This window comes from Pseudomonas sp. P5_B2 (assembly GCF_056400445.1).
Window position 1 is genome coordinate 1 of sequence record NZ_JBFULH010000219.1, and the last position, 6,972, is coordinate 6,972.

At 59.1% G+C, this 6,972-nt stretch carries 7 protein-coding genes; 1 reads left to right on the forward strand and 6 read right to left on the reverse strand.

Annotation, left to right across the window (positions count from 1 at the left end; all coding sequences use genetic code 11):
* Positions 1-60: 60 nt before the first annotated feature.
* The 6 genes from AC1DRJ_RS16430 to hemA all read right to left on the reverse strand — a co-directional run bounded on the left by AC1DRJ_RS16430 (position 61) and on the right by hemA (position 5,424).
* Complete coding sequence (locus AC1DRJ_RS16430) at positions 61-579, reverse strand: acyloxyacyl hydrolase (RefSeq protein WP_477803077.1); 519 nt, start codon at positions 577-579, stop codon at positions 61-63.
* 112 nt (positions 580-691) lie between these two features.
* The gene (gene murI, locus AC1DRJ_RS16435) at positions 692-1,483 is read right to left on the reverse strand and encodes a glutamate racemase (RefSeq protein ID WP_477803078.1); all 792 of its coding nucleotides are present in this window, start codon (positions 1,481-1,483) and stop codon (positions 692-694) included.
* Positions 1,476-2,231 (reverse strand): molybdopterin-synthase adenylyltransferase MoeB, encoded by a 756-nt coding sequence (locus AC1DRJ_RS16440; protein ID WP_477803079.1) that lies wholly within the window; start codon positions 2,229-2,231, stop codon positions 1,476-1,478. Before AC1DRJ_RS16440 ends, murI begins: the two co-directional genes overlap by 8 nt.
* Positions 2,225-3,055: a peptide chain release factor N(5)-glutamine methyltransferase gene (gene prmC / locus AC1DRJ_RS16445; RefSeq protein ID WP_477803080.1), complete on the reverse strand. Its 831-nt coding sequence runs from the start codon at positions 3,053-3,055 to the stop codon at positions 2,225-2,227. Before prmC ends, AC1DRJ_RS16440 begins: the two co-directional genes overlap by 7 nt.
* A complete protein-coding gene (gene prfA, locus AC1DRJ_RS16450) occupies positions 3,056-4,138 on the reverse strand; it encodes a peptide chain release factor 1 (RefSeq protein WP_477803081.1) in 1,083 nt (360 codons plus the stop codon). It lies immediately after the preceding gene.
* Complete coding sequence (gene hemA, locus AC1DRJ_RS16455; RefSeq protein ID WP_477803082.1) at positions 4,135-5,424, reverse strand: glutamyl-tRNA reductase; 1,290 nt, start codon at positions 5,422-5,424, stop codon at positions 4,135-4,137. Before hemA ends, prfA begins: the two co-directional genes overlap by 4 nt.
* 182 nt (positions 5,425-5,606) lie before the next feature.
* On the opposite strand from hemA, the gene AC1DRJ_RS16460 reads away from it, so the two are divergent.
* Positions 5,607-6,972: tetratricopeptide repeat protein (locus AC1DRJ_RS16460; protein WP_477803083.1), on the forward strand; the 1,366-nt coding region annotated here is incomplete at its 3' end.

Below are 6,972 nucleotides of genomic sequence, written 5' to 3' on the forward strand. Positions count from 1 at the left end.
ACATAGATGTTGGCTGTGAAATCGCATTCGCGAGCAAGCCCGCTTCCACATTGACCGTGTTTACAACGGCATGGTGTAGTGCAGCGCGTAACTTTCTATGCCATCGTTGTGTTTGGCCATACCGCCATTGGAATAGTGCGTCGCACGAATTCCGACTTCATGACCGCCGGCAAAACGCGCACCAAAACCGAAACGGTCTTCGAACTGGAAGGATTGGCCAATGTCGTTCTCTTCAAGTTCGGTATGGGAGAAAAACGCCACCCCAATACCCGCTTCGATATAAGGTTTGACCGACTGACCGGCAAACTCGTAAACAAACACCGGCGAGAACGACAAGCTGTTGTTGCTGGAAGTACTGTCACCGTCCCAATAGGTGTAGGCACCGCTCCAGAAACCCGTCAGACGCCCCACGTCGCTTTGCCACCAGCTCTTGTCCCAATCGAATTGCATGCCCAGGCGATAGGTCATGGTTGAATCGGGAGTCTGGCCGACCCCGAACTCCACGCCTGCGGCCTGCGCGGTGAAACTTTGCCCCATTAAAGCGGCCGCAATCGCGGCCAAGCAGAATAGTCGCTTCACTAGAAACATCCTTTTCCGAACGATTTCGTATGGTTTCTGTTGCTTTACGCTATAGAAGTCGACGTTTGATCAAAAGTTCATACCAATTGCTCTTTCGCCCCCCACTCGTTTCTTACCCCTCGAAGCTTCTCACAACGCCGGGCGTATTCCACAGTATCGGCAAGATATTTGTGAAATGAACCGGATCGGCACTCGTCCAGAACTGAGCGGCACGAACCGGCCCATCGGCGAGCAATTCACGCTCGGCCAACAGACGCTGAAGTTGCCGCGCAACAGCAGCCCCCGTGTCGATCAGACTGATGTCATCCGGGATCATCTGCTTAAGCAAAGGTTTCAGGAAGGGATAATGCGTACATCCCAGAATCAGGGTGTCGCACCCGGCGCCCAGCAGCGGCTCGACATACCGGGCCAGCAATTGACGCAGTGCCATACTGTGCAAATCACCGTTTTCAATCAGTTCTACCAGACCGGGACATGGCTGAGTGATGACGCGCACGTCGGTGGCGAAGCGGTCGAGCAAGGCTGCGAACTTGGCACTCTGCAAGGTGCCCGTGGTGGCGAGCACCCCCACCACACCGCTGCGGGTCGCAGCGGCGGCGGGTTTGACCGCAGGCTCCATGCCAACGATGGGCCACTGGGGATAATCACGCCGCAAATCTGCAACGCCTGCGACGGTCGCGGTATTGCACGCCAGCACCAAGGCCTTCGCCCCCTGCTGCTGGAAAAATTCGGCCATGACGCTACAGCGCTGGCGGATGAATTCCGGGGTTTTCTCGCCGTAGGGAACATTCCCGCAATCGGCGACATACAGCAGTGACTCGTTGGGCAGCAAACGCTGGATCTCGGCCAGCACCGAGAGCCCACCGACACCGGAGTCGAACACGCCAATCGGCGCTTCACGCATGTGTCGAACCGCAGACACTACAGCCGGGATCGCGCTTGACCCGCAATTCGCGAAAGCGCGAGCCCAGCGCATCAATCAATAACAGACGCCCCACCAGCGACTCGCCGAAACCGACCAGCAGTTTCATGGCTTCCAGTGCCTGAAGGCTCCCCACCAACCCCACCAACGGCCCGACGACACCGGCTTCGCTGCACGTCAGTTCGGCTTCGCTGCCATGCCCGTATAAACAGTGGTAACAAGGGCTCTCCGGACGGCGCGGGTCGAACACCGACAGTTGCCCTTCGAGGCGAATCGCCGCGCCACTGACCAGTGGTTTGCGGGCCGCGACACAGGCAGCATTGACTGCTTCGCGGGTGGAGAAGTTGTCGGAACAATCGAGCACCAGATCCACTGCTGCCACGGCGGCGGCCAAGGAATCCTCGTCCAGGGCTGCGCGATGGGCGATCAGTTTTATCTCGGGATTGATCGCGCTCAGGCGCTTGATCGCCGAATCAACCTTGCTCAGGCCGACGCTATCGGTGTCGTGAACGATCTGGCGTTGCAGGTTGGTCAGGTCGACCGTATCGAAGTCGGCGAGGTGCAGCTCACCCACACCCGCCGCAGCCAGGTACAGCGCAACCGGCGAGCCGAGACCGCCGAGACCGACGATCAACACGCGGCTTTCTTTCAGTCGCAACTGGCCGTCGATGTCGACGTGTTGCAATAGAATCTGCCGACTGTAGCGCAACAATTCCTGATCATTCAGCACGGCAAGCGCCCCAGGCTGATACGTTCGTGACCACCCAGATCGATACGGCTATGGACGTCTTCAAAGCCGTGAGTCAGCAGCAAATCGCGTACGGCACTGGCTTGATCGTAGCCGTGTTCGAGCATCAGCCAGCCACCGGCTTCGAGGTAGTCCGGTGCCTGGGCGACGATCAAGCGCAGATCATCGAGCCCGTCGGCACCGGCCACCAGCGCACTGGCCGGCTCGAAGCGCACATCGCCTTCCACCAGATGCGGGTCGGAGGAAGGGATGTACGGCGGGTTGCTGATGATCAGTTGAAAACGCTGATCTGCCAGGGCGCTGAACCAATGGCTGCTCAGTACCGTGACATTGTTGAGATGCAGGCGCTGGCGGTTGCGCTCGGCCAGGGCCACGGCTTCAAGCACGCGATCCACCGCCGTGACCTTCCACGCCGGGCGCTCGCTGGCCAGGGCCAAGGCGATGGCGCCACTGCCGGTGCCCAGGTCGAGGACCTTGGCAGGTGTGGTCGGTAACAACTCGAGCGCAGCTTCCACCAGCAACTCGGTATCCGGACGCGGGATCAGTGTGTGCGGAGCCACTTCAAGGTCCAGCTTCCAAAACCCTTGCTGGCCCAGAATGTAAGCCACCGGTTCACCGCCACGACGACGCTGCAAATAACTGGCAAACGTCAGCGCCGCTTCAGTGGGGACAATGCGCTCAGGCCAAGTGTGTAGAAAACTGCGGGGCTTGCCCAATGCGGCAGCCAGCAACAACTCGGCATCCAGACGCGCGGTGGGCGAGTCGGGCAAATCGGCGGCGCGCAACAAACTGGCAATGATCGTCATTTATTCACCTATCGCCGCCAATTGATCGGCCTGGTATTCGGCCAGCAACGGCTCGATCACCGCATCGACTCCGCCGGCGAGGATTTCGTCGAGCGAATACAGCGTCAGGTTGACCCGGTGGTCGGTGACCCGACCCTGGGCAAAGTTGTAGGTACGGATCCGCTCGGAGCGATCACCGGAACCGACCAGCAATTTACGCTCGCTGGCGATGGCATTCGCGGCGGCGCTGGTTTGCTGATCATTCAGTTTGGCCGACAGCCAGGACATCGCCCGCGCGCGGTTTTTGTGCTGCGAGCGTTCTTCCTGGCACTCCACGACAATACCGGACGGCAAGTGCGTGATGCGGATCGCCGAGTCGGTCTTGTTGACGTGCTGACCACCGGCGCCGGAGGACTTGTAGGTATCGATGCGCAAATCAGACGGGTTGATCTCGATCGCTTCCTGCTCGTCCGGCTCGGGCAACACGGCCACGGTGCAGGCCGAGGTGTGGATACGGCCCTGGGATTCAGTGGCCGGAACCCGTTGCACACGGTGCGCGCCAGATTCGAACTTGAGCTTGCCGTAGACGCTGTCTCCTTCAACCCGGGCGATGACTTCTTTATAGCCACCGTGCTCGCCGATGTTCTCGGAGAGGATTTCCACCCGCCAGCCACGACGCTCGGCGTAACGCGAATACATGCGAAACAGGTCGCCGGAGAAAATCGCCGCCTCGTCACCGCCGGTGCCGGCACGGATTTCGAGGAACACGTTGCGGCCGTCGTTCGGGTCTTTGGGCAACAGCATGCGTTGCAAGCTGGCTTCCAGCTCGATCAGTTGCTCCTTGGCTTCGCGGACTTCTTCCACGGCCATTTCGCGCATGTCCGGGTCGCTGTCCTTGAGCAGCGCCTGGGCACCTTCGAGGTCCCCTTGCACTTTGAGCAACTGCTTATAGGTGCCGACAATCGGCTCGACTTCCGCGTATTCCTTGGAATAGGTGCGGAATTTGTTCTGATCGGAAATGACTTCGCCATCGCCAAGCAAGGCGGTCAATTCCTCGAAACGGTCCTGGAGGATGTCCAGCTTATTGAGCAGTGACGCTTTCATTGCGGTTTTTTATCCGAAAAGCTATCCGATGAGCCCTCATTCAGGGCAAAGAGTTCCTGGGCCATGGCCAGCGCATCGAGGCGGCCTTCGGCAGAGAGCTTTTTCAATTGCACACTGGGGGCATGCAACAGTTTGTTGGTCAGGCCGCGCGCCAGTTGCACCAGCACGTCTTCGGCGCTGCTGCCGTTGGCCAGCATGCGCTGGGCCTTTTGTAATTCTTCGTCGCGCAGGCGCTCGCTTTGTTGACGATAAGCCTTGAGCACATCCACTGCCGCCAGCTCGCGCAGGCGGACCATGAAATCTTCGGCGCCGATCAACACCATTTCTTCCGCCGCCTGGGCTGCGCCCTGACGGCTCTTGAGGTTCTCGGCAACTACTTCGTGGAGATCGTCGACGCTATACAGGTAAACGTCGTCCAGTTCGCCGACTTCCGGCTCGATATCGCGCGGGACGGCGATGTCCACCATGAAGATCGGCTTGTGCTTGCGCAGCTTCAGCGCGCTTTCCACCGCACCTTTGCCAAGAATCGGCAACTGGCTGGCAGTGGAACTGATAACGATATCACTGCGCACCAGCTCGGCCGGGATGTCCGAGAGCAGCACGGCGTGAGCGCCAAACTGCTCGGCCAGAATGCTCGCGCGCTCCAGAGTGCGGTTAGCGACGACAATGCGTTTTACACCCAGCTCGTGCAGATGGCGAGCGACCAGGGTGATGGTTTCGCCAGCACCTATCAACAACGCCTGGCTGCGTTGCAGGTCACTGAAAATCTGTTTGGCCAGGCTGACCGCGGCAAACGCCACGGACACCGGGTTCTCGCCGATGGCCGTGTCGGTGCGCACCTGCTTGGCCGCATTGAACGTTGCTTGAAACAAACGCCCGAGCAGAGGCCCGATGGTGCCGGCTTCACGCGCGACGGCGTAGGCCGATTTCATCTGACCGAGAATCTGTGGTTCGCCTAATACCAGCGAATCGAGCCCGGAGGCGACCCGCATCATGTGACGAACTGCCGCATCATCTTCGTGCACATAACTGCTCGCACGCAGCTCGTCGAGGCTCAAATGGTGATAGTCGGCCAGCCAGCGCAGCACAATGTCGGCCGAAAGGTGATCCTGTTCTATATAGAGTTCACTGCGATTGCAGGTGGAGAGGATCGCAGCTTCGCGGCTGTCGGTGAGGCGGCAGAGCTGCTGCAAGGCCTCCACCAGCTGCTCAGGGGTAAAGGCCACGCGCTCGCGGACGTCTACTGAAGCAGTCTTGTGGTTGATACCGAGTGCAAGGAAGGCCATTCAAGGTCGCTGATGGTGACGTGAAGCCGGCAATTGTCCTAYTTCGCCACAGACAGAACAACTACCGCTGACTATTGTCCCAATGTCTCGCCCCTATAAAGGCCTCGATTGAGACTCGGTTATGTTTGGCCGAAGGCTTGTGTCATGATGATCCGACCGCAGGTTAGTCGTCCTTTTCCTATATGAATAGATCTTCCGCGTTGCTCCTCGCTTTTGTCTTTCTGAGCGGCTGCCAGGCCATGGCACCCGTGTCGTCGGATGGTACGCCGCCGGTTGAAGACAGCAGCCCGGCCCCTGAAAAGCCCAAGGTTTACAGCTCATTCAGTGAAGAAACTGTCTTCAGCCTGTTGAGCGCCGAACTGGCTGGCCAGCGCAATCGTTACGACCTTGCTTTGGACAACTACGTCACCCAGGCCATCAACACCCAGGATCCTGGCATCTCAGAGCGAGCGTTTCGCATTGCCGAGTACCTGGGTGCCGATCAGGCCGCCCTGGACACCGCGCTGATCTGGGCAAAAAACTCCCCGAACGACCTTGAGGCACAGCGTGCGGCCGCCGTGCAGCTGGCCCGCGCCGGTCGTTACGACGACTCCATGGTCTATATGGAGAAAGTCCTGCTGGGCAAAGGCGACACACATTTCGACTTTCTTGCCCTGGCCGCGGCCGACACTGACCAGGACACGCGCAACGGCTTGATGAAAAGTTTCGACAGTTTGTTGCTGCGCCACCCGAAAAACAGTCAGTTGATCTTCGGTAAAGCCTTGCTGATGCAACAGGATGGTGATGCCCAAGGTGCGCTGACCCTGCTGGAAAACAATCCGCCGGACGAAGGCGAAATCGCCCCGATTCTGCTGCGCGCGCGCCTGCTGCAAGTACTCAACCGTGGCGATGAAGCATTGCCACTGCTGCAAAAAAGCATCAAGAAGTACCCGGACGACAAGCGCCTGCGCCTGACTTATGCGCGCATGCTGGTTGAACAGGACCGAATGGATGACGCCAAAGCCGAGTTCGCAAGCCTGGTTCAACAATACCCGGAAGACGACGAACTGCGTTACTCCTTGGCACTGGTCTGCCTGGAAGCCAAGGACTGGGACCAGGCCAAGGGCTTGCTTGAAGAACTGATCGCCCGCGACGCCCATGTTGATTCCGCCCACCTGAATCTCGGCCGTATCGCTGAAGAACGCAAAGATCCTCAAGGCGCGCTGATCGAGTACGGCAAAGTCGGGCCGGGTAACGAATACCTGCCGGCACAATTGCGTCAGGCCGATATTCTGATGGACAACGGCAAGACCGCCGAAGCGCAACGCCGCCTCGCAGCCGAGCGCGACGAGCAGCCGGATTACGCCATTCAGTTGTATCTGATCGAAGCGGAAACCCTGTCTGCCAATAAACAGGGGGACAAGGCCTGGGCTGTCTTGCAGAAAGCCTTGCAGCAGCACCCGGACGATCTGAATCTGCTGTACACCCGCGCCATGCAGGCGGAAAAACGCAATGACCTGGCGCAGATGGAAAATGACCTGCGCCTGATCATCAAGCGCGACCCGGACA